The organism is Klebsiella sp. R445, assembly GCF_051131755.1.
Classification (GTDB): domain Bacteria; phylum Pseudomonadota; class Gammaproteobacteria; order Enterobacterales; family Enterobacteriaceae; genus Klebsiella; species Klebsiella lignicola.
Window position 1 is genome coordinate 3,132,074 of record NZ_CP180446.1, and the last position, 20,818, is coordinate 3,152,891.

Annotated in this window: 16 protein-coding genes and 1 rRNA gene; 8 read left to right on the forward strand and 9 right to left on the reverse strand. The window is 54.2% G+C overall.

Annotated elements, in window-relative coordinates; all coding sequences use genetic code 11:
* Positions 1–85: 85 nt before the first annotated feature.
* Positions 86–1,625 (reverse strand): 16S ribosomal RNA (locus ACMYSN_RS14645).
* Positions 1,626–2,105: 480 nt separating this feature from the next.
* Between ACMYSN_RS14645 and ACMYSN_RS14650 the strand changes: the two genes are divergently transcribed.
* A complete protein-coding gene (locus ACMYSN_RS14650; protein WP_123756951.1) occupies positions 2,106–2,807 on the forward strand; it encodes a FadR/GntR family transcriptional regulator in 702 nt (233 codons plus the stop codon).
* 12 nt (positions 2,808–2,819) lie between these two features.
* Positions 2,820–4,217 (forward strand): MFS transporter, encoded by a 1,398-nt coding sequence (mdtD, locus tag ACMYSN_RS14655; RefSeq protein ID WP_462495302.1) that lies wholly within the window; start codon positions 2,820–2,822, stop codon positions 4,215–4,217.
* Here the strand turns inward: mdtD and rbsR are convergent.
* From rbsR to kup, 7 genes are all read right to left on the reverse strand, one after another.
* A complete protein-coding gene (gene rbsR / locus ACMYSN_RS14660; RefSeq protein WP_462498260.1) occupies positions 4,214–5,197 on the reverse strand; it encodes a ribose operon transcriptional repressor RbsR in 984 nt (327 codons plus the stop codon). The genes mdtD and rbsR overlap by 4 nt on opposite strands.
* 12 nt (positions 5,198–5,209) lie before the next feature.
* Positions 5,210–6,142 carry a ribokinase gene (gene rbsK / locus ACMYSN_RS14665; RefSeq protein ID WP_462498261.1) on the reverse strand — a complete coding sequence of 311 codons (933 nt, stop codon included), beginning with the start codon at positions 6,140–6,142 and terminating at the stop codon, positions 5,210–5,212.
* Positions 6,143–6,241: 99 nt separating this feature from the next.
* Complete coding sequence (gene rbsB, locus ACMYSN_RS14670; protein ID WP_123756955.1) at positions 6,242–7,132, reverse strand: ribose ABC transporter substrate-binding protein RbsB; 891 nt, start codon at positions 7,130–7,132, stop codon at positions 6,242–6,244.
* Between the two features lie 27 nt (positions 7,133–7,159).
* On the reverse strand, positions 7,160–8,125 hold the full coding sequence (gene rbsC / locus ACMYSN_RS14675; protein WP_123756956.1) for a ribose ABC transporter permease: 966 nt from the start codon (positions 8,123–8,125) through the stop codon (positions 7,160–7,162).
* A gap of 5 nt (positions 8,126–8,130) precedes the next feature.
* Complete coding sequence (gene rbsA, locus ACMYSN_RS14680) at positions 8,131–9,636, reverse strand: ribose ABC transporter ATP-binding protein RbsA (RefSeq protein WP_462495303.1); 1,506 nt, start codon at positions 9,634–9,636, stop codon at positions 8,131–8,133.
* Positions 9,637–9,646: 10 nt separating this feature from the next.
* Complete coding sequence (rbsD, locus tag ACMYSN_RS14685; RefSeq protein ID WP_462495304.1) at positions 9,647–10,066, reverse strand: D-ribose pyranase; 420 nt, start codon at positions 10,064–10,066, stop codon at positions 9,647–9,649.
* 185 nt (positions 10,067–10,251) lie between these two features.
* Complete coding sequence (gene kup / locus ACMYSN_RS14690) at positions 10,252–12,120, reverse strand: low affinity potassium transporter Kup (RefSeq protein WP_123756959.1); 1,869 nt, start codon at positions 12,118–12,120, stop codon at positions 10,252–10,254.
* Between the two features lie 217 nt (positions 12,121–12,337).
* Here kup and ravA point away from each other — a divergent pair, with 217 nt between their 5' ends.
* On the forward strand, positions 12,338–13,837 hold the full coding sequence (gene ravA / locus ACMYSN_RS14695) for an ATPase RavA (protein WP_462495305.1): 1,500 nt from the start codon (positions 12,338–12,340) through the stop codon (positions 13,835–13,837).
* Complete coding sequence (gene viaA, locus ACMYSN_RS14700; protein WP_434586979.1) at positions 13,834–15,282, forward strand: ATPase RavA stimulator ViaA; 1,449 nt, start codon at positions 13,834–13,836, stop codon at positions 15,280–15,282. Before ravA ends, viaA begins: the two co-directional genes overlap by 4 nt.
* Positions 15,283–15,301: 19 nt before the next feature.
* Here viaA and asnA read toward each other — a convergent pair whose 3' ends face one another.
* Positions 15,302–16,294 (reverse strand): aspartate--ammonia ligase, encoded by a 993-nt coding sequence (asnA, locus tag ACMYSN_RS14705; RefSeq protein WP_123756962.1) that lies wholly within the window; start codon positions 16,292–16,294, stop codon positions 15,302–15,304.
* 152 nt (positions 16,295–16,446) lie between these two features.
* Here asnA and asnC point away from each other — a divergent pair, with 152 nt between their 5' ends.
* The 4 genes from asnC to rsmG all read left to right on the forward strand — a co-directional run bounded on the left by asnC (position 16,447) and on the right by rsmG (position 20,440).
* A complete protein-coding gene (asnC, locus tag ACMYSN_RS14710) occupies positions 16,447–16,905 on the forward strand; it encodes a transcriptional regulator AsnC (protein WP_045853727.1) in 459 nt (152 codons plus the stop codon).
* A gap of 91 nt (positions 16,906–16,996) precedes the next feature.
* Positions 16,997–17,437 (forward strand): FMN-binding protein MioC, encoded by a 441-nt coding sequence (gene mioC / locus ACMYSN_RS14715; RefSeq protein WP_123756963.1) that lies wholly within the window; start codon positions 16,997–16,999, stop codon positions 17,435–17,437.
* A 381-nt stretch (positions 17,438–17,818) separates the two neighbouring features.
* Complete coding sequence (mnmG, locus tag ACMYSN_RS14720; RefSeq protein WP_462495306.1) at positions 17,819–19,708, forward strand: tRNA uridine-5-carboxymethylaminomethyl modification enzyme MnmG/GidA; 1,890 nt, start codon at positions 17,819–17,821, stop codon at positions 19,706–19,708.
* A 108-nt stretch (positions 19,709–19,816) separates the two neighbouring features.
* Positions 19,817–20,440 carry a 16S rRNA (guanine(527)-N(7))-methyltransferase RsmG gene (gene rsmG, locus ACMYSN_RS14725; RefSeq protein WP_462495307.1) on the forward strand — a complete coding sequence of 208 codons (624 nt, stop codon included), beginning with the start codon at positions 19,817–19,819 and terminating at the stop codon, positions 20,438–20,440.
* The last annotated feature ends 378 nt before the right edge of the window (positions 20,441–20,818 follow it).

The following is a 20,818-nucleotide window of genomic DNA, read 5'->3' on the forward strand; positions in this document are numbered from 1 at the left end:
ACTGAAGTCTCAATCGCAAGACGCCTTGCTATTTACTTTTCATCAGACAATCTGTGTGGACACTACAAAGGCAGGTTCTTTCAGGTAAGGAGGTGATCCAACCGCAGGTTCCCCTACGGTTACCTTGTTACGACTTCACCCCAGTCATGAATCACAAAGTGGTAAGCGCCCTCCCGAAGGTTAAGCTACCTACTTCTTTTGCAACCCACTCCCATGGTGTGACGGGCGGTGTGTACAAGGCCCGGGAACGTATTCACCGTAGCATTCTGATCTACGATTACTAGCGATTCCGACTTCATGGAGTCGAGTTGCAGACTCCAATCCGGACTACGACATACTTTATGAGGTCCGCTTGCTCTCGCGAGGTCGCTTCTCTTTGTATATGCCATTGTAGCACGTGTGTAGCCCTACTCGTAAGGGCCATGATGACTTGACGTCATCCCCACCTTCCTCCAGTTTATCACTGGCAGTCTCCTTTGAGTTCCCGACCGAATCGCTGGCAACAAAGGATAAGGGTTGCGCTCGTTGCGGGACTTAACCCAACATTTCACAACACGAGCTGACGACAGCCATGCAGCACCTGTCTCACGGTTCCCGAAGGCACTAAAGCATCTCTGCTAAATTCCATGGATGTCAAGAGTAGGTAAGGTTCTTCGCGTTGCATCGAATTAAACCACATGCTCCACCGCTTGTGCGGGCCCCCGTCAATTCATTTGAGTTTTAACCTTGCGGCCGTACTCCCCAGGCGGTCGACTTAACGCGTTAGCTCCGGAAGCCACTCCTCAAGGGAACAACCTCCAAGTCGACATCGTTTACAGCGTGGACTACCAGGGTATCTAATCCTGTTTGCTCCCCACGCTTTCGCACCTGAGCGTCAGTCTTTGTCCAGGGGGCCGCCTTCGCCACCGGTATTCCTCCAGATCTCTACGCATTTCACCGCTACACCTGGAATTCTACCCCCCTCTACAAGACTCAAGCCTGCCAGTTTCAAATGCAGTTCCCAGGTTGAGCCCGGGGATTTCACATCTGACTTAACAGACCGCCTGCGTGCGCTTTACGCCCAGTAATTCCGATTAACGCTTGCACCCTCCGTATTACCGCGGCTGCTGGCACGGAGTTAGCCGGTGCTTCTTCTGCGAGTAACGTCAATCACTAAGGTTATTAACCTTAATGCCTTCCTCCTCGCTGAAAGTACTTTACAACCCGAAGGCCTTCTTCATACACGCGGCATGGCTGCATCAGGCTTGCGCCCATTGTGCAATATTCCCCACTGCTGCCTCCCGTAGGAGTCTGGACCGTGTCTCAGTTCCAGTGTGGCTGGTCATCCTCTCAGACCAGCTAGGGATCGTCGCCTAGGTGAGCCATTACCCCACCTACTAGCTAATCCCATCTGGGCACATCTGATGGCATGAGGCCCGAAGGTCCCCCACTTTGGTCTTGCGACGTTATGCGGTATTAGCTACCGTTTCCAGTAGTTATCCCCCTCCATCAGGCAGTTTCCCAGACATTACTCACCCGTCCGCCGCTCGTCACCCGAGAGCAAGCTCTCTGTGCTACCGCCCGACTTGCATGTGTTAGGCCTGCCGCCAGCGTTCAATCTGAGCCATGATCAAACTCTTCAATTTAAGTTTGATGCTCGTGAATTAAACTTCGTAATGAATTACGTATGTTCACTCAGAGACTTGGTATTCATTTTTCGTCCGAGGACGTTAAGAATCCATGTCACTTTGAGTGCCCACACAGATTGTCTGATAAATTGTTAAAGAGCAGTGCAACGCGGCTTTCGCTCACCGTTGCGAGGTCCCGTATAATACGTTTTCCTCATTCAGAGTCAAGCATTTGTTTTCGCTTTTCTCTGTCAGAATTTCCGGAGAAACCCTGCTGACCCGGCGGCTTGCGTGCCGTTGTTCCGTGTCAGTGGAGGCGCATTATAGGGAGTTCTGAGACGTTGACAAGCCCTGTTTTAAAAAAACTTTTCAACCGTCTTTTTTTTCACCAAAACGCTGCGTAACGTGGCAAAAAACCAGCGTTTTGCCGTTTTAACCAACGAAAGCGGCCGTCAGATGGCATACTGATACAGTAAAAAAGAGAAAGGAACGGCATTTATGTCATTAAGCGCACAGCAACTGGCGGCACAAAAGAACATCTCCTGGGTATTAGCGGAGAAACTGGCTCAAAAAATCCTGACCGGTGAATACCCGCCAGAAAGTATCCTTCCCGGCGAAATGGATCTCGGCGAGCAGTTCGGCGTCAGCCGTACCGCGGTACGAGAAGCGGTCAAGACGCTCACCGCAAAAGGGATGCTGCTGCCACGCCCGCGCATCGGCACCCGCGTCATGCCGCGCAGTAGCTGGAACTTTCTCGACAAAGAGCTGCTGTCATGGTGGCTAACGGAAGATAATTTTGAAGACGTGGTCTCCCATTTCCTTGTCATGCGCAGCAGCCTGGAGCCACAAGCCTGTTTTCTGGCCGCGACAACAGGCAGCCCGGAACAAAAGGCTCAGCTCAATACCTTAATGGAAGAGATGGCGCAGTTGAAAAGACGTTTTCAGCGTGAACGCTGGATTGAAGTCGATATGGCCTGGCACGAACACATCTATGAGATGAGCGGGAATCCGTTCCTGATTTCCTTCGCCTCGCTGTTTCATTCGGTTTACCACACCTACTTCACTTCTATTACCCAGAATGAAGTGGTGAAGCTGGATCTCCACCAGGCTATCGTTGATGCCATTCAGGATAGCGACGGCCCGCGAGCGCTTAACGCCTGCCAGACGTTATTGAACGCACCACACCATTCAGGCAAATAACAAGGGTTTCGCATGACCGAAAAGAAAGGGCGTAGTATGGCCGGGCTGCCGTGGATTGCGGCAATGGCCTTTTTTATGCAGGCACTTGATGCCACCATTCTGAACACCGCCCTTCCTGCCATCGCGCACAGTCTCAACCGTTCGCCACTGGCCATGCAATCCGCCATCATCAGCTATACATTAACGGTCGCCATGCTTATCCCGGTCAGCGGATGGCTGGCTGACCGTTTCGGCACCCGCAAAGTCTTTATTATCGCCGTCGGCCTGTTTACGCTCGGCTCGCTGGCCTGCGCCCTTTCCGGCTCGTTGATGGAGCTGGTTATCTTTCGCGTCATTCAGGGGATTGGTGGCGCCATGATGATGCCGGTAGCGCGCCTGGCATTATTAAGAGCCTACCCGCGTAGCGAGCTGCTGCCGGTACTGAACTTCGTCACCATGCCGGGACTGGTCGGCCCCATTCTTGGGCCGGTACTCGGTGGCGTGCTGGTGACCTGGGCCAGCTGGCACTGGATTTTCCTCATTAATATCCCTATCGGCATTATCGGCATCCTTTACGCGCGCAAATATATGCCGGATTTCACCACCCCACGCCGTCGTTTCGATACCACCGGTTTCCTGCTGTTTGGTTTAAGCCTGGTACTGTTCTCCAGCGGCATCGAACTGTTCGGCGAGAAAATTGTAGCGACCTGGATTGCGCTTTCCGTCATCGCCCTGAGCGTCATATTACTGCTGGCCTATATCCGCCACGCGCGCCGTCATCCAACGCCGCTGATCTCGCTATCATTATTTAAGACCCGTACCTTCTCGGTGGGGATTGCCGGAAACCTGGCAACGCGTCTGGGGACCGGCTGCGTGCCGTTTCTGATGCCACTGATGCTGCAGGTCGGTTTTGGCTATCCGGCGATTGTCGCCGGCTGCATGATAGCTCCCACCGCCATCGGTTCGATTATTGCGAAATCGACCGTGACGCAGATTCTGCGATGGCTTGGTTACCGGAAAACGCTGGTTGGTGTGACGCTGTTTATTGGTGTGATGATCGCCCAGTTCTCATTCCAGTCGCCGGGCATGCCGATCTGGATGCTACTGCTGCCGCTGTTTGTGCTGGGGATGGCGATGTCGACCCAGTTCACCTCGATGAATACCATCACGCTGGCTGACCTGACCGATGACAACGCCAGTGGCGGCAATAGCCTGCTAGCCGTCACCCAGCAGTTATCGATTAGTCTCGGGGTCGCGATTAGTGCTGCCGTGCTGCGTTTTTATGAAGGGTTTGAGAGCGCCAATACCATCGAGCAGTTCCACTACACCTTTATTACGATGGGGGTGATTACCGTGGTATCAGCGCTGACATTTATGCTGTTAAAAGCCAAAGATGGCCGCAACCTGATAAAGGAACGGCACCAGCGTTAGACCGAGCCGCGAATCACCAGCTCCGGGGTCAGCTGAACGCGCTGCTGTTTCTGCCCCGGATCGGCCATACGATGAATCAGCACGTCGATGGCCAGCTCACCCAGCTCATCTTTGGGTTGATGGATAGTAGTCAGCGGCGGTGTCATGTAGCGCGCCAGTTCGATATCGTCATACCCCACCAGCGCCATATCCTGCGGAATGCGTAGCCCGGCCTGATAAAGCGATTGATACGCGCCCACCGCCATCGCATCGTTGCCGACAAATACCGCCTGCGGCCGCTCGGGCAATGCCAGTAGCGCTTGCATGGCGCTAAATCCGCCGCCAAATTCAAAATCGCTGGTAATGACATAGCCTTCCGTCACGGTAAGTCCGGCGCGGGCCATCGCCGCATGGTATCCCTCCAGCCGCAGGCGCGACGGCGTTTTATCCAGCGGCCCTGCGATACAAGCAACCCGGGTATAGCCTTTATCAATTAAGTACTGCGTCGCCATATCGCCACCCAGCAACGAGTTATCCTGGATCAGATCGCTGTCGCCATCGAACGGCGCCCAGTCCATCATCACCGTCGGTACCGATGGGTAGCGCTGCATTATTTCTGGTGAAGGTTGGTGTGTTTCGGTACACAGCAGCAATAAGCCATCGACACGCTTTTGCATCAGCGTCTCAAGATTGCGATTCATGCGCTGCTCATCGCCTTCGGTGTTACACAGCACCAGGCTATAGCCGCGTTCAAAACAGCTGCGCTCCACGCCGCGCACCAGCTCCGAATAGAACGGGTTGGTACTGGCGGTGATCAGCATGCCAATCGTCCGGGTCTGGTTGAGTTTGAGGCTGCGCGCCAGCGCAGACGGCGCGTAGTTAAGATTTTTTATCGCCGCATCGACTTTGGCCGTGATCGCTTCGCTGACGAAGCGGTCTTTATTAATGACGTGAGACACTGTTGAAGTGGAAACGCCCGCTTCGCGGGCTACATCCTTCATGGTAGCCAAGCGTTACCCCTGTTGACGTAAAAACTCGTCGATCTCTTTGCGCCATGGAACCGAAGGCTGCGCGCCTTTGCGGGTAACGGCAATGGCAGCGGCGGCATGGGCAAAGCGGATCGCTTCATCCAGCGCGGTACCTTCCAGTAACGCCGTCACGACGGCGCCATTGAAGGTATCGCCTGCGGCAATGGTATCGATGGCCTGGACTTTAAAACCAGCAACCCGACGGCCTTCACCTTCACGGCTAACCCAAACTCCGCGGCTGCCGAGGGTAATCATCACGATGCCGATGCCTTTTTCATGCAGCACATGGGCCGCTTTTGCCGCATCGTCATCGTTTTCAACGTGGATACCGGTCAGCTTTTCCGCTTCGGTTTCGTTGGGGGTAATGATATCCACCAGCGAAAGCAGCGCATCAGGCAGTTCACGCGCCGGCGCCGGGTTCAGTACCACGGTTGTTTGATGCTGATGAGCGATGGTTGCTGCCGCCAGGACGCTTTCCAGCGGAGATTCCAGCTGCATCAGCAGCGCCTGTGCGCCTGCAATCCGCTCTTTTTCTGCTTCCACCTGGGCCACAGAGAGGGCGGCATTCGCGCCGGCATGAATACCGATGACATTCTCACCTTCAGCATTAACAAAGATCAGCGCCACGCCGGTCGATTGGTCTTTTACCGCTCGCACGGGCGTCACATCGATGTTATCGCGCTCCAGCTGGTGACGAACGCGCTCGCCGATATCGTCATCACCGGTGCAGGCAATAAACGCAATATCCGCTCCGCTTCGCCCGGCAGCAACGGCCTGGTTGGCCCCTTTACCGCCGAAAGCCACCTGATAGTGCTGGCCGGTGACGGTTTCACCCGGCGTTGGGAAAGATTCAAGGTTAAGAATGTGATCGGCATTGATGCTGCCAAGGACGACAAGTTTGCCTGAGGTTTTCATGATTTCTGTTCCCGGGAAAGCGCGCCACCGGACTCCGGTGGCGCATGCCCTGCTTTTCTTTTTTATGTTGTCCCTCGGACCGTTGCCGATCCGAATCGCATATTACTGCTTAATGACCAGTTTCAGCTCAACCGGATAGCTGGCATCCACTTTCTCACCCTTCAGCACTTTATCAGCAGTCTCCACGCCTTTCACGCCGATCTGCTCTGGCAACTGGGCGATAGTCGCTGCCAGTTTGCCACTGTTTACTGCTTTTTCGCCATCCGGAGTGCCATCAAATCCAACCACCATCACATCGGATTTACCGGCAGTTTGCAATGCACGCAGTGCACCGAGCGCCATTTCGTCGTTCTGAGCAAACACCGCTTTCACATCAGGATGCGCCGTCAGCAGGTTCTGCATGACGTTCAGGCCTTTGGTACGATCGAAATCCGCCGGCTGGCTGGCCAGCACATTGAATTTGTGTGCTGCAACGGCCTGTTTAAAGCCTTCACCACGTTCGCGTGCCGCAGATGTTCCGGCAATGCCTTGCAGTTCAATTACTTTCGCTCCTTCACCGGCTTTTTTGGCGATATAGTCGCCGGCCATTTTACCGCCCAGCACGTTATCAGAAGCAATATGGCTGACTACGTCGCCTTTTGCCGCCTGGCGGTCAAGGGTGATCACCGGGATTTTCGCCTGGTTAGCCATCTTCACCGCGTTGCCAACCGCATCAGAATCGGTCGGGTTGATCAGCAGCAGCTTCGCGCCACGCACCGTGAGGTCCTGGACGTTCGCCAGCTCTTTCGCCGGGTTGTTTTGCGAATCCAGCACCACCAGGTTGTAGCCCAGTTTGTCCGCTTCTTTCTGAGCCCCGTCTTTCAGGGAGACGAAGAACGGGTTATTCAGGGTCGAGATAACCAGGGCGATGGTGTCTTTCGCCATCGCATTGGCGCTGACGGTTGCACTGAGGGCTACAGCAGAGACCAGGGTCGCCAGTTTTTTCATATTCATAGTTAAGATGTCCTGTAGAGTTCTTAGTTACTGCTTTTTGTTGTCTACCAGCACCGCCAGCAAAATTACCACCGCTTTCACGATCATCTGGTAATAGGAAGAAACGCCTAACAAATTCAGTCCGTTGTTCAGGAAGCCAAGGATCAGCGCACCGATCAGTGTCCCGACGATACGGCCTTTACCACCGGCGAGGCTGGTGCCGCCAAGCACGACGGCCGCAATCGCATCCAGTTCATAACCAGTACCCGCCGTCGGCTGCGCGGAAGACAGACGCGCCACTTCGATAATCCCCGCCAGGGATGCCAGCAGGCCGCACAACGAGTAGACGATAATTTTGACTTTATTGACGCTGATGCCGGACAAGCGGGTTGCCGCTTCGTTACCGCCCAGCGCGTAGATATAACGGCCCAGCCGCGTATGGTGCAGCATGTACCAGGCCGCAAGAAAGACGATCGCCATAATCCACACCGGAGTCGGGATGCCTAACGGGCGGCCGATACCAAACCAGCCAAACAGGTCGGCATTATCGGTGAACCCGGTGTTAACCGGACTGCCGTTGGTGTAGACCATCGTCACCCCGCGCAGCAGAAGCATCATCACCAGGGTGGCAATAAAGGCCTGTACACGCCCTTTCGCCACGATGACGCCGGTAACCGCACCGATTGCCGCGCCTAACGCCAACGCACCAGCAATCGCCACCAGCGCATTGACCTCCAGGCCCACAATCGACGCGGCAACCGCGCCGGTCAGCGCCAGCAGAGAACCGACGGACAGGTCGATCCCTGAGGTCAGAATGACCAGCGTCATCCCAACGGCCATTATGGCGTTGACCGACGTCTGTTGCAGGATATTGAACAGGTTATTGACGGTAAAAAAGTTGGGGCTCATGGTCGACACAATCGCTATCAGCACCAACAGAGCAATTAACGATTTTTGCTCCATCAGCCATGCTTTCGTGAAATAGCGGCGACCAGAAACAGCCTGGGTTGTCATCTTTTTTACTCCTGATTCACACGGTTAAGCTTGCCCACAGCGGCAGCCATCAATACTTCCTGGGTGGCCTGCTCGCGTGTAAATTCACCGCCGAGATGCCCTTCATGCATCACAATGATGCGATCGCTCATGCCTAACACTTCCGGCATCTCCGAGGAGACCAGAATGATGCTCAGACCATCGGCTTTAAACTGGTTGATCAGCTGGTAGATCTCTTTCTTCGCCCCGACGTCCACGCCACGGGTGGGCTCATCAAGGATCAGCACTTTTGGCCGCGTCATCAGCCCGCGGGCAATCGCCACTTTCTGCTGGTTACCGCCGGAAAGCAGGCCAATCGCCTGTTCCATTGACGGCGTTTTCACATTGAATAAGCGGATAAAGTCGCTCACCGCCTGCTGTTCATCGCCATGTTTCAGGCGACCGCCGGCATGGCTGAAATAGCGCAACGCAGTTAAAGACATGTTTTCTTTCACCGACATACCGAGCACTAAACCATCGCGCTTACGGTCTTCGGAGATATAGACAATACCGTTTGCCAGGCCATCCTGAGGAGAGCGGGTCACCACTTCATGCCCGTCGAGGGTGACGCTACCGCTGTGCCGCGCCAGCGCGCCGTACAGCACTTTCATCAGTTCCGTTCGTCCGGCGCCCATCAGCCCGGCGACGCCGAGGATTTCACCCTGACGCAGGGTGAAAGTGACATTTTCAACGCCCGGCCCGCACAGGTTATCCACCTTGAGGCGAATAGCCCCCGGCGCTTTATCCAGATGCGGGTACTGATCTTCCAGCTTGCGGCCGACCATCATTTCGATCAGCAGATCTTCATTGAGGCTGGCGACTTCACGCTCGGCGATAAACTGCCCGTCGCGGAAGACCGTCACATCGTCGCAAATCTCAAAGATCTCTTTCATGCGGTGGGAGATATAGACAATCCCGCGCCCTTGCGCTTTTAGCTCGCGAATGACGCGGAACAGGGATTCGGTTTCGGTATCGGTCAGGGCATCCGTCGGTTCATCCATAATGATGACCTTCGACTCGAAGCTAAGCACTTTGGCGATCTCAACCATCTGCTGATCGCCAATCGACAGATCGCCCACCAGCTTCTGGCTGTTAAAGCGTAAGTTCAGCTTCGCCAACAGCTTGTCGGATTCGGCATACATCGTTTTCCAGTCGATTTTGCCAAACCGGTTAACGAACTCGCGACCGAGGAAAATGTTTTCCGCGATCGTCAGTTGAGGAATCAGGTTCAGTTCCTGATGGATAATGCCGATACCAGCTTCCTGGGAGGATTTCGGTCCGTTGAAGGTGACCTCTTTCCCCAGCCACAGCAGGGAGCCTGCATCGCGGGCATAGATACCGGTCAGCACCTTCATCATGGTGGATTTGCCGGCACCGTTCTCCCCGACCAGCGCCATCACGCGGCCAGCATAGACATTCAGCGAGGCGCCGGAGAGCGCCTTCACGCCAGGGAACGCTTTATCGATCCCTTTTAATTGCAGTAAGGCTTCCATATCGGCGACCTCAGAACGTTACGCCGGCACAGAGAATAACGTTCGCATACGGGGAACACTCCCCGCTGCGAATCACCGCCTGACTCTCAGCGGTTTGTTTTTTGAACTGCTCATGACTGGTGTAACGAATATCAATGATATTTCCCTGGTGTTGCTGCAGCTGCTCGAGGTGAGTGAGCAACGTCGCATGGAGCTGCGGATTATGCGTTTTGATCTCTTCCGCCAGGATCGCCGCTTCAACCTGCATTTCCGCCGTGACCACCTCCAGAACCTGCATAAAGGAGGGAACGCCCTGAGTTAGCGCCATATCAATGCGCATGCTGCTGTGAGGAACCGGTAAACCAGCATCACAGACCACCAGCGTATCGGTATGACCCAGGCGCGAGATAACCGAGGAAATATCAGCGTTAAGTACGGTGCCTTTTTTCATTTTTCTCTTTTGCTCCATTAGCGAAACGTTTCGCTGAGATAAGTATTGTCAATTAACGAGCGGAAAACCATCATCAGAGGAGAGAAATGTGATCGCCATCGAAACGTTTCGCGAACGCGGAGAAGAAATGTGAAGCGGGGCAAAAGGTAACAAAAAGCCCTTCACGAGGAAGGGCTTCAGGAACATCAGATTTCGACCTGGGTACCCAGTTCGATGACCCGATTTGGCGGGATTTCGAACTGATCCGGCGCCCTCAGGGCATTGCGCTGCAGCAGGAGATACAATTTCCCGCGCAGGCGCAGGTACCACGGCCGCTTGCCGATAATCAGCGATTCATGCGACATAAAGAACGAGGTTTCCATCATCCGGCAGCTCAGGCCTTCCAGTCCGCAGCGGTGGAACACTTCTTCGACGTTCGGCGTTTCGCGCCAGCCATAGCTGGCCACCACGCGCCAGAACGATGGCGAAATCTGCTCGATCTGGACCCGACGCACATTGTGTACATAAGGCGCATCTTCGGTCCGCAGCGTCAGGAGGATCACCCGCTCGTGCAGCACCTTGTTGTGCTTGAGGTTATGCAGCAGGGCAAACGGAATCACGTTCAGCGCACGGGACATATACACCGCGGTTCCCGGCACGCGAACCGGCGGCGATTTCTCCAGGGAAGAGATCATCGCTTCCAGTGAGTTGCCGTGCTCGTGCATACGGCGCAGCAGGCGGAAACGCTCGCTCTTCCAGGTGGTCATCACCGTGAACATCACCAGCCCCAGCGTCAACGGCAGCCAGCCACCGGACACAATCTTATCGAGGTTGGCCGAGAACAGCGGCAGGTCAATGCACATGAAGCCGATAAGCAGCAACGCCACCACGAACTTATTCCAGTGCCAGTTTTTACGCGCAACGGTGGTGAAGAGGATGGTCGTCAGCACCATGGTCCCGGTCACCGCAATCCCGTACGCCGCCGCCAGATTGGAGGAGTGCTCAAAGCTGATGATGACGATAACCACCGAGACGTACAACAGCCAGTTGATGAACGGGATATAAATCTGACCCGATTCCATTTCCGACGTATGGATGATGCGCATCGGCGACAGATAGCCCAGACGAACCGCCTGGCGCGTCAGGGAGAAGACGCCCGAAATAACCGCCTGCGACGCGATGACCGTCGCCAGCGCGGCGAGGATCAGCATCGGGATCAGCGCCCATTCCGGCGCCAGCAGGAAGAAGGGGTTTTTAATCGCTTCCGGGTGCTTTAACAGCAGCGCACCCTGGCCGAAGTAGTTGAGCACCAGCGAGGGCAGCACCACGGAAAACCACGCTAAGCGAATCGGCAATTTGCCAAAGTGTCCCATGTCAGCATACAGCGCCTCGACACCGGTAATAGAAAGCACCACCGCACCCAATGCCACGAAGGAGACGGTTTTATATTCCATGAAGAAATGGAAGGCCCAATAAGGGTTAAGCGCCTGCAGCACTTCCGGGTTGGCCAGAATGCTTCTTGCGCCCAGCACTGCCAGCAGCAGGAACCAGATCAGCATAATCGGTGCAAACAGCTTCCCGACCATGCTGGTGCCGTGCTTTTGAATAGCAAACAGCAGCGTCAGCACGATAATGGAGATGGGGACAATCCAGGTATCCAGATTCGGGGCAATAATCTCCAGACCTTCAATGGCCGACATCACTGAAATAGCCGGTGTGATGACCACCTCGCCATAGAAGAAGCTGCCGCCAATCAGGCCAAGGATCACCAGAACCGATGTCATTCGTGCGGACGTGTTGCGTCCAGCTAACGACATCAGCGTCAGGATCCCCCCTTCGCCGGCGTTGTCAGCACGCATAACGAAGGTGATATATTTGAGTGATACGGTAAAGATTAACAGCCAGAAAATCAGCGACAGAAAGCCAAAAACGGCATCACGTTCAACGCCAAACCCAAACTGACCAGACAAACATTCTCGAAGTGTATACAGCGGGCTGGTACCGATATCACCATATACCACGCCGATGGCTGCCAGCGTAACGGCCGGCAGCGATTGCTTATTATCAGTGCTCATAGACTAGTCTTTTCGTTTATAAAACAAATGTGTGCCTAGTCCCTTGGCCCACAAAAAGCGCACAGTATGCACGATTATTTGCTGAATCGTACCCCTAACTGACATCATATTAATCTGACTCAAAGAAAATAAATCGATTCTTCAGGCTATTACCATACCCAATCAAACATCTATACTCGACTCAATAACGACACATGAAAAAGCACGCAACTCAATTATGGCTCAATCACATTTACTGGCAGAAAGAATTTCCCGGCTAAGTGCCTCGCTGGAAAAAGGTTTGTTCGAACGCAGCCACGCAATACGACTTTGCCTGCTTGCCGCGCTCAGCGGAGAAAGCGTTTTTTTACTTGGCCCGCCGGGCATCGCGAAAAGCCTGATCGCCCGCCGCCTCAAGTTCGCCTTCCAGCAAGCCCGCGCTTTTGAATACCTGATGACCCGCTTTTCCACCCCGGAAGAAGTTTTTGGCCCCCTCTCTATCCAGGCACTGAAAGACGAAGGACGCTACGAGCGTCTGACCACCGGCTATCTGCCGGAAGCTGAAATTGTGTTCCTCGATGAGATCTGGAAAGCAGGCCCGGCAATCCTCAACACCCTTCTGACGGCCATCAACGAACGTCACTTCCGCAATGGCGCAACGGAGGAAAAAATCCCCATGCGTCTGCTAGTGGCGGCATCAAATGAATTGCCGGAAGCGGACAGCAGTCTTGAAGCGCTCTACGATCGCATGCTCATCCGCTTGTGGCTGGATAAGGTTCAGGATAAGACCAATTTCCGTTCTATGCTGGTCAGCCAGCAGGATGAAAACAGTAACCCGGTACCCACCAGCCTGCAGATCAGCACTGAAGAGTTTACCCAGTGGCAGCAAGATATCAGCGGCGTGAAGCTGCCGGATAGCGTATTTGAGCTGGTGTTCCAGCTGCGCCAGCAGCTGGATACGCTGCCTGATGCGCCTTATGTCTCCGACCGTCGCTGGAAAAAAGCCATTCGTCTGCTGCAGGCCAGCGCCTTCTTCAGCGGCCGGGACACCATTGCCCCTATCGACCTGATCTTGCTGAAAGATTGCCTGTGGCACGATATCAAAAGCATGAATCTGATGTCGCAGCAGCTGGAAGCCCTGATGACCAGCCATGCCTGGCAGCAGCAGGCCATGTTGACCAAACTGGGGGCGATTACCCAACGACGCATTCAAATCCAGCAGCAGCACAGCGACAAAACCGCGTTGAAGGTGACGCGTCTTGGCGGAATGTTCAGCCGTAAACCCCACTATGAGCTGCCTGCAGAGCTGCAGGAAGCCACCTTGACCTTACTGCTCCAGCAGCCGCTTAAACTGCACGATATCAACGTTATCCACATTACCTTCGTACGCGAAGAGCTGTCGCACTGGCTGGAAAAAGGCGGCGAGATCCGTGGCAAGCTTAACGGCATTGGTTTCGCACAGCTGTTAACTATCGATGTCGATGCCAGCCAGCACCTGGTGGTACGCGACGTCAGCCTGCAGGGTTCCCGCCTATCACTGCCTGGCAGCGAATCGCAGGAAAATATGCCGGCAGAAATCAGGCAGCAGCTGGAAGCGCTGGATGATGAGTGGCACCAGCAACATAACCGCTTCAGCGAACAGCAAAAATGCCTGTTCATTCCTGGTGACTGGCTTGGGCGTATCGAAGCCAGCCTGCAGGACGTCGGGACGCAGATTAAGCAGGCACGTCAGCCATGACGCTGGATATGCTGAATGTCATGCTGGCAGTCAGCGAAGAGGGGATGATCGAAGAGATGCTGCTGGCGCTGCTGGCCTCCCCTCAGCTTGCCGTATTCTTCGAAAAATTCCCGCGCCTGAAAAACATTATTGCTGCCGATATCCCGCGCTGGCGGGAGTCGATCCGGGCCCGGCTCAAAGAGACCCATGTCCCGCCAGAGCTGGATGCAGAAGTACAAAGCTATCAACGCGCGCAGTTGCTCTCCACCTCGCAGTTCATCGTCCAGCTGCCGCAGATCCTTAACGGACTGCGTAGCCAGCACTCGCCATTTGCCGCCCAGGCGCAGCAGCTGGTGGATGACAACACCACCTTCACTCCCGCACTGCATACCCTCTTTTTACAGCGCTGGCGCCTGAGCCTGGTGGTCCAGGTGACCTCCCTCAACCAGCAACTGCTGGACGAGGAGCGGGATCAGTTGCTCAGTGAAGTACAGGAACGCATGACCCTCAGCGGCCAGCTGGAACCGGTGCTGGTTGAAAACGATAACGCCGCCGGGCGACTGTGGGATATGAGCGCCGGCGAACTGAAGCGCGGCGACTATCAGCTGATCATCCGTTACGGTGATTTTCTTAGCCAGCAGCCGGAATTAATGCAGCTGGCTGAACAGCTCGGTCGTTCACGAGAAGCAAAATCGGTCCCCAAAAAAGAGGCGCCGATGGAAGCCTTCCGTAGCCTGGTCCGCGAACCGGCCACGGTACCGGAACAGGTTGATGGCCTGCAGCAGAGTGACGATATTTTACGCCTGCTCCCGCCGGAGCTGGCGACGCTTGGGATCACCGAACTGGAATTCGAGTTCTACCGCAAGCTGGTGGAAAAGCAGTTGCTGACCTATCGGCTGCACGGCGACGCCTGGCGGGAAAAAATCACCGAGAGGCCGGTCACCCGACAGGATGTCGACGAACAGCCGCGCGGGCCGTTTATCGTCTGCGTCGATACCTCCGGTTCGATGGGCGGTTTCAACGAGCAGTGTGCCAAGGCCTTTTGCCTGGCCTTAATGCGGGTGGCGCTGGCGGATAATCGCCGCTGCTTTATTATGCTGTTCTCCAGCGAAGTGGTGCATTACGAACTGACAGGCCCCGAGGGGCTTGAGCAGGCGATCCGTTTCCTGAGCCAACGTTTTCGCGGCGGTACCGATCTAGCCAGCTGTTTCCGCTCCATTATTGAGCGCATGCAAAATCCGCAGTGGGTGGATGCCGATGCGGTGGTGATTTCCGATTTTATTGCCCAGCGTCTGCCGGATGAGGTGATCAATCAGGTGGGGGAACTGCAGCGCAAACACCAGCATCGCTTTCACGCGGTGGCGATGTCGGTACATGGCAAACCCGGCATTATGCGCATCTTCGATCATATCTGGCGCTTTGATACCGGGTTGCGTAGCCGCCTGCTACGACGCTGGCGGCGTTAACAAACTTCGCGAAGGTCTATTAAAGAAGCGCGTCCACGCTCTCGCGAACCTGAGCTGGCCACACGCCGCACTGTACCTGGCCGATATGGTCAAGCTGCAGCAGCAACATGGTCAGACGGGACTGGCCAATACCGCCGCCGATCGTCTGCGGCATCTCACCGCGCAGCAGCGCCTGGTGCCACTCCAGCTTCAGGCGATCTTCATCACCGGTGATCGCCAGCTGGCGTTTCAGTGCATCAGCATCCACGCGGATCCCCATGGAAGAGATCTCAAACGCGTCTTCCAGTACCGGGTTCCACACCAGGATATCGCCATTCAGGCCGCTCAAGCCTTCATCGGCTGAGGTGCTCCAGTCATCATAATCCGGCGCACGAACATCGTGACGCTGGCCATCAGAAAGCTTGCCGCCAATACCGATAAGGAATACGGCACCCAGCTCTTTGGCAATCGCCCGCTCACGCCCTTTGGCATCGAGGCCCGGATAGCGGCTCAGCAGCTCCTGGCTATGAACAAACTGAATCTGCTCTGGCAGGAACGGTGCCAGCCCAAACTCTTTACATGCCGCGGCTTCGGTCGCTTTGATCCCGGCGTAGATCGCCTCTACGGTCGATTTCAATGTCCCGACGTGGCGCTCACCATCCCCCATCACGCGTTCCCAGTCCCACTGGTCGACGTAAACAGAGTGAATGGCGGTCAGTCGGTCTTCATCGGGGCGAAGGGCTTTCATGTGCGTGTAGAGCCCTTCGCCCGCGCTGAAGTCGTGTTGTCCCAGGGTTTGACGTTTCCATTTCGCCAGCGAATGAACCACTTCGAACTGAGCGTCTGGCAGTGTTTTCACTTTAACCTGAACCGCTTTCTCGCTACCAGAGAGGTTGTCCTGAGTCCCGTCTCCCACGCGGCTTAAAATAGGTGCCTGGACTTCAATCAGACCAAGCTTCTCTTCCAGCTGGCGGGAAAAGTGCGACTTAACGAAACTAATCTGGCGTTGTTTTGCGATGTATGCGGTTTTCATTTTTTTTAACTCCTGCGTCCTGTTGGTATTGATTAAGCAACAAAACAGGCCACCAATTCAATAATCAAACAACAAAAAGCCGGGTTCACTTTTGATTCATTAAAATATCAGGCTAATATAGAAAGAATCATCAAACATCATAAGAAAAACCTATGGAAAATTATCAGATCGACAATCTGGACCGCGGCATCCTCGAGGCATTAATGGCCAATGCGCGCACGGCGTACGCGGAACTGGCCAAACAGTTTGGCGTCAGCCCCGGCACCATCCATGTGCGCGTAGAGAAGATGAAACAGGCGGGGATCATTACCGGCGCACGCATCGACGTGAATCCTAAACAGCTCGGCTACGATGTCTGCTGCTTTATCGGCATCATTTTGAAAAGCGCCAAAGACTATCCTTCCGCGCTGGCCAGGCTAGAAAGCCTCGACGAGGTCACCGAAGCCTATTACACCACCGGGCACTACAGCATCTTTATAAAGGTGATGTGCCGCTCGATCGATGCCCTGCAACAGGTACTTATCAACAAGATCCAAACAATCGATGAAATTCAGTCCACCGAGACTCTGATCTCCCTGCAGAACCCGATCATGCGGACCATCCGCCCGTGATCGGGCTTTTTTAATCCCACATTTTCCACAGGTAGATCCCAGCTCACACACAGCGTACAATGTGCCACTCTGAATAATTGAGCAGACGATCATGGCAGACATTACGCTTATCAGCGGCAGTACCCTGGGCAGTGCGGAATATGTAGCGGAGCATCTGGCTGAAAAGCTGGAAGAGGCGGGTTACAGCACCGAAATCCAGCACGGTCCGTTGATCGAGGATCTGCAGGCTGAAGGGATCTGGTTAGTTATCTCTTCTACTCATGGTGCAGGTGATATCCCTGATAACCTGCTGCCGTTCTTTGAAGCTATTCAGGAGCAACGCGCAGACCTGTCTGCCGTGCGTTTTGGCGCCATTGGTATTGGCAGCCGGGAATATGACACCTTCTGCGGAGCCATCGACAAGATCGACAGCGCACTGAAAGCATGTGGCGCAAAACAGATCGGCGAAACGCTGAAGATAAATGTGCTGGAACATGAAATTCCGGAAGATCCGGCAGAGATTTGGGTCGGATCCTGGAAAGATTTACTCTGAGTTTTGTAAAGATCGTCCGTTTTTCTGTGTATAACTCTGCTTAAAAGCTCTGATCAACCGGTAGTTATCCAAAGAATAACCCTTGCTCGCTTTTTGGGCTGTGCATAACCCTTCATTTTGATCCCAGCTTATACGGAACAGGATCACCGATCATTCACAGATAGTGATCCTTCTTAACCGGTTGATCTTAAAGTCTGGATCCGGCTTATCCACAGAAAAGCTCGATCCTAATAAGAGATCACAATAAAACAGATCTCTAAATAAAAGATCTTCTTTTTAATACTCAAGATCCCGGAGCTTTCTCGATCGACTAAAGTTGAGTAGAATCCACGGCCCGGGCTTCAATCCATTTTCAAACCGCTTTATGCGAGGCATACCACCATGTTTTATCAGGATCCTTTTGACGTCATCATCATTGGCGGGGGTCATGCAGGCACTGAGGCCGCGATGGCCGCAGCGCGAATGGGTCAACAGACCCTGCTTTTGACACACAATATCGACACTCTGGGGCAGATGAGCTGCAACCCGGCGATTGGCGGCATTGGGAAAGGACACCTGGTAAAAGAAGTGGATGCACTTGGCGGCCTGATGGCGAAAGCGATCGACCAGGCAGGCATTCAGTTTAGGATACTAAACGCCAGCAAAGGCCCGGCAGTACGTGCCACCCGAGCACAGGCCGACCGTGTACTCTATCGCCAGGCGGTTCGCACTGCACTGGAAAACCAGCCAAACCTGATGATCTTCCAGCAGGCGGTTGAAGATCTGATTGTCGAAAACGATCGAGTTGTCGGTGCAGTAACCCAGATGGGCCTGAAATTCCGCGCCAAAGCGGTGGTCCTGACCGTGGGGACGTTCCTCGACGGCAAGATCCACATTGGTCTGGATAACTACAGCGGTGGCCGTGCAGGCGATCCGCCGTCTATCCCGCTCTCTCGTCGCTTGCGTGAACTGCCGCTGCGCGTTAGTCTTCTGAAAACCGGGACGCCGCCGCGTATTGACGCCCGCACTATCGACTTCAGCGTTCTGGCGCCACAGCATGGCGATAACCCAATGCCGGTCTTCTCGTTCATGGGCTCTGCGGATCAGCATCCGCGTCAGGTTCCGTGCTACATCACGTATACCAACGAGAAAACCCATGACGTGATCCGCAATAACCTCGATCGCAGCCCGATGTACGCCGGGGTGATTGAAGGGATCGGTCCACGTTATTGCCCGTCGATCGAAGACAAAGTGATGCGCTTTGCCGATCGCAACCAGCATCAGATCTTCCTCGAGCCGGAAGGGCTGACTTCAAACGAAATTTATCCGAACGGCATCTCCACCAGCCTGCCATTCGATGTACAGATACAGATTGTTCGCTCGATGCAAGGCATGGAGAACGCCAAAATCGTTCGCCCAGGCTACGCTATTGAGTACGACTTCTTCGATCCTCGCGATCTGAAGCCGACGCTGGAAAGTAAATATATCCACGGCCTGTTCTTTGCCGGACAGATCAACGGGACCACCGGATACGAAGAAGCCGCTGCCCAGGGTCTGCTTGCTGGCCTCAACGCCGGTCGTTTCTCAGCAGAAAAAGAGGGTTGGGCGCCAGCGCGTTCTGAAGCCTACCTGGGTGTACTGGTCGACGACCTGTGCACGCTCGGTACCAAAGAACCGTACCGCATGTTTACCTCCCGCGCGGAGTATCGTCTGATGCTGCGCGAGGATAATGCCGATCTGCGCCTGACCGAACAGGGGCGTGAGCTGGGTCTGGTCGATGATGAACGCTGGGCGCGTTTCAATCAGAAGCTGGAAAGCATTGAGCTTGAACGTCAGCGCCTGAAATCTACCTGGGTTTACCCGGCAGCAGACAGCGTTGAAGCAGTTAACGCGCATCTGAGCGCGCCGCTTTCTCGCGAAGCCAGCGGTGAAGATTTACTCCGCCGTCCGGAAATGACCTACGAGCAGCTGGTCCAGCTGCCACCGTTCGCGCCGGGCCTGGGAGATACGCAGGCCGCAGAGCAGGTTGAGATTCAGGTCAAATATGAAGGCTATATTGCGCGCCAGCAGGAAGAGATCGAAAGGCAGCAGCGTAATGAGAATACGATACTGCCGGTGACCCTTGATTACCGCCAGGTGATTGGGTTGTCGAATGAAGTCATTGCCAAGCTCAACGATCACAAACCGTCTTCGATCGGCCAGGCTACCCGTATTTCAGGCGTGACCCCTGCGGCGATCTCCATTTTGCTGATCTGGCTGAAAAAACAGGGCATGCTGCGCCGTAGCGCATAATCTATTTCATTGTCTTCCGGCGGGTGGCGCATGGCTAACCCGCCCTACAAGCTTGTATGCCCGGTTAGCGTTAGCGCACCGGGCAAATTATTCAGACAGGTATCAACAGTGCTTAACAAACTTTCTCATCTGCTTGCAGAAGCTGGCATTTCGCTCTCCGATCACCAGAAAAATCAGCTGGTAGGTTATGTTGGACTGCTGGATAAGTGGAACAAGGCCTACAACCTGACTTCCGTTCGCGATCCGAACGAAATGTTGGTACGCCATATTCTCGATAGCATTGTCGTTGCGCCGTACCTGAAAGGCAGCCGCTTTATCGATGTCGGAACAGGACCGGGGTTGCCGGGGATCCCTCTGGCTATCGTCTGCCCGCAGTCGCACTTCACGCTGTTGGACAGCCTTGGCAAGCGCGTACGCTTTCTTCGCCAGGTTCAGCATGAGCTAAAACTGGATAACATCGAGCCGGTACAAAGCCGTGTGGAAGAGTTTCCGGCAGAGCCGCCGTTTGATGGCGTCATCAGCCGTGCATTTGCCTCACTCAATGACATGGTGAGCTGGTGTCACCACCTACCGACGGAAGAGGGCGCTTTCTATGCGCTTAAAGGCGTTGCTCAGGAAGAGGAAATGGCCAATCTTCCGGAAGGATATGTGGTCAGCGAGGTGATTGAACTGCAGGTTCCGCAGCTGGAAGGGGAACGCCATTTGGTGCTTATTAAACCAAAAAAGATTTAAATTTTATCAAAAAATGTGAAAAAAAAATTCTGCCGCGTGTTACAAAAATGGACGTCAGTACGCGCGGATATCGGACCCTTTTTAACCATGTTTTTACTAAGGTTTATCCGGTCATTAACATTGGCATTTATTAACAGATAATATAGTCAACACTGAAAATATCAGCGTGCTAAAAATCGAGACGCTGACAAAGCATACGAATGTTAAATTTTTATTATAAATGTCAATGAGTAGTTTTTATTGTATATAGGGTTGTTTTATAAATTGTCGCTATTTTTTGTCTTTAATATCAAAACGATGAAATCAGACAATTTATGAACAGAATTAATTCGATTAAGCCAAAAATGTTTAATATGTGATCTGCCGCACGCTTTGTTT